Origin of the sequence: Acinetobacter stercoris (genome assembly GCF_900323515.1) — a bacterium.
Taxonomy (GTDB): domain Bacteria; phylum Pseudomonadota; class Gammaproteobacteria; order Pseudomonadales; family Moraxellaceae; genus Acinetobacter; species Acinetobacter stercoris.
Genome location: NZ_OOGT01000316.1, coordinates 1 through 2,728, shown reverse-complemented (window position 1 = coordinate 2,728; position 2,728 = coordinate 1). Strand labels below are relative to the sequence as shown.

3 protein-coding genes are annotated in these 2,728 nt (G+C 37.5%); 2 read left to right on the top strand and 1 reads right to left on the bottom strand.

Features of this window, described 5'->3' with window-relative positions; translation table 11 throughout:
* Positions 1-129 precede the first annotated feature (129 nt).
* Positions 130-1,392 (top strand): exodeoxyribonuclease VII large subunit, encoded by a 1,263-nt coding sequence (xseA, locus tag KPC_RS18955; protein ID WP_121975877.1) that lies wholly within the window; start codon positions 130-132, stop codon positions 1,390-1,392.
* Positions 1,385-1,579, top strand: a complete 195-nt coding sequence (gene xseB, locus KPC_RS18950) for an exodeoxyribonuclease VII small subunit (protein WP_121975876.1) — start codon at positions 1,385-1,387, stop codon at positions 1,577-1,579. The genes xseA and xseB overlap by 8 nt, the downstream gene beginning before the upstream one ends.
* 78 nt (positions 1,580-1,657) lie before the next feature.
* Here xseB and cysK read toward each other — a convergent pair whose 3' ends face one another.
* Positions 1,658-2,656 (bottom strand): cysteine synthase A, encoded by a 999-nt coding sequence (cysK, locus tag KPC_RS18945; protein WP_121975875.1) that lies wholly within the window; start codon positions 2,654-2,656, stop codon positions 1,658-1,660.
* Positions 2,657-2,728: the final 72 nt, after the last annotated feature.

Here is a 2,728-nt window from a genome sequence, read left to right as displayed (position 1 = left end):
TGTTTAAACACACATTTTATCGTTTTCTCATTCATATAACTTGTTGATTTTATTTTCACTTAATCTTTCAACTTGTAACAAGGCATCAAGACGAATACACTGAACAAAATTTTTTGTTAAATACATCGCATGTCCGACATTCAACTTACCCTAAGTGAATATCTTAATACTGTTTCTGAAGTGATTAAAATCGCATTTCAGGAAGCCGTTTGGGTAAAAGCTGAGATACGAAATTTGAATATAAAATCAGGACATTACTATTTAGAACTTTCAGAAAAAGAACAGGATACTGATAAACTGGTTGCCAGTTGCAAGGCTACGATCTGGAAATTTACTGCACAAAAAATTGTACTCAAATTTGAACGAGAAAGTGGCATTGAGTTAACCAAGGACTTAAATGTCCTGATTAAAGTTCGCGCCCGCTTTGATGCGCAATATGGTTTTTCTGTTAATGTCGAGGATATTGATTCTAGTTTTACGTTAGGAGAGTTAGCAAAACGTTATTTGCAAATTGTGGAAAAATTAACGCAAGAAAATCTGATCAACCGCAATAAACTCCTTGCTCAACCCTTCGATATTCAGCATGTTCTTGTTATTGCACCTGAAAATGCTGCTGGATTGGGCGACTTTAAAAAAGATGCAGATTTTCTTCAAAAAACTGGCTTGTGTCACTTTCAGTATCAAGCAGCAACTTTTCAAGGAAATACTGCGGCAAACAGTATTATGAATGCATTGGGAACAGGCTTACGTGAATGGGCACAGCAATACGACTTTCCTCCAGACTTGATTGTGATTATCAGAGGTGGAGGCTCCGTCAATGATCTTGCTTACCTGAATGACTATGACTTAGCGACTTTACTCTGTAAACGAAGTGTTCCGATCTGGGTTGGAATTGGACATGAAAAAGATCGAACCATTTTAGATGAAATTGCTAATCGTTCCTTCGATACCCCGAGTAAAGTGATTGCCGGAATACGTAATGTCATTGTGGATCGTGCGCATCAAGCCTATGATTTTTATCAGAGTATACAAGTATTATCCCAGCACCAAATTGCTGCATATCAAAGCCAAAATGAACATTTAATCAAGATTATTCAAACTTTGTCACAAGCCCAGCTTAATCAAACTACCAGAAACTTACAGCTTTTAAAAACATCAACTGCATATTTTGCCCAGCAAAACCTAAAACAAGCAACGATTCAGATAGAAACCTATATGCGTGAAACTTTATTACAAAATCCGAATAACGTTTTAGCAAAAGGCTATGCTGTCGTACGCCAACATGGTAAAGCAATAAAATCTGTAAAGCAGATCTCATCATCAGATATTTCTATCGAAATGCAAGATGGTTTAATCCATGCACATGTCAAAGAGGTTACTTCTCATGAGTAAAAAGGACCCAGGTTTCAAAGAAGGTTATGAGATTCTAAAAAAGAATGCAGCCCTTCTAGAATCGCAGGAAGAGCCTGATATTGATAATTTAATGAAAATCGTGGAGGAATCAATGTCTGCTTATAAAGTCTGTAAAGCCCGTATTGATGCAGTGCAAGAAGCGCTCAATGAAACATTTAAAGAGTAAAATCTAAAATTCAGTACAAATATTAAAAATTATTCGAAATAAAAGAGGACATTAATGCCCTCTTTAACTTGACTAAAATTATTCAGCAGAGATATCAGCAAATAAAACTGACGATAGGTAACGCTCACCACCATCAGGTAAAATAACCACAATTGTTTTACCAGCATTTTCAGGCAAAGCTGCTAATCGAGCAGCGGCTGCAACGGCTGCACCACTAGATATACCCACTAAAATACCTTCCTGTGTCGCTGTACGTCGAGCCCACTCGATTGCTTCTTCACTTGGAATCGTCACGACTTCATCAACAAGATCCAGATCCAGATTTTTAGGAATAAAGTTAGCACCTATACCCTGAATTTTGTGTGGGCCAGGTGTTAAGTCTTCACCTTTTTTAGCTTGTGTAATAATTGGTGATTCTGCTGGTTCTACAGCGACAGAATAAATTGGTTGATTCTTCACTTTTTCAAAATAACGTGAAATTCCTGTAATTGTCCCACCAGTACCAACACCTGATACAAGAATATCTACCTTACCACCTGTTGCAGCCCAGATTTCAGGACCTGTGGTATTTTCATGAATCTGTGGATTTGCTGGATTTTCAAATTGTTGTGGTAAGTAATATGTCTCTGGATGCTCTTTTACCAGACGTTCAGCTTCTTCGATAGCACCTTTCATTCCTTTTGCAGGATCAGTTAATACCAGATTTGCACCTAAAGCTTTTAACACTTTACGACGTTCTATACTCATGCTTGAAGGCATGGTCAAAGTAATATCATAGTCTTTTGCTGCTGCAACAAAAGCCAATGCAATGCCAGTATTACCACTCGTAGGTTCAACAATATGCATACCCTTTTTGAGTAAACCTTTTTGCTCCGCATCCTCAATTAACGCCGCACCAACTCGATCTTTTACTGAAAATGCCGGATTTCTCCCCTCAATTTTAGCAAGAACAGTCGCTGGGCTCTGGATGACACGATTAATGCGAATTAATGGCGTATTACCAATCGCTTCTGCATTATTGCTATATACCGCAATACCTAAATTTGCAGGAGCTTCGAATTGATTATCAGTACTCATGGTCTTTCCTTGAATTACGAAAATATTATCTAAATCTATCATATAGCCAGATTTTATACTTAACTATAATTC

Bases quoted from the DNA above. Each gene is read 5' to 3' on its own strand.
- xseA (WP_121975877.1), top strand. From the start codon at position 130: ATGTCCGACATTCAACTTACCCTAAGTGAATATCTTAATACTGTTTCT.
- xseB (WP_121975876.1), top strand. From the start codon at position 1,385: ATGAGTAAAAAGGACCCAGGTTTCAAAGAAGGTTATGAGATTCTAAAA.
- cysK (WP_121975875.1), bottom strand. From the start codon at position 2,656: ATGAGTACTGATAATCAATTCGAAGCTCCTGCAAATTTAGGTATTGCG.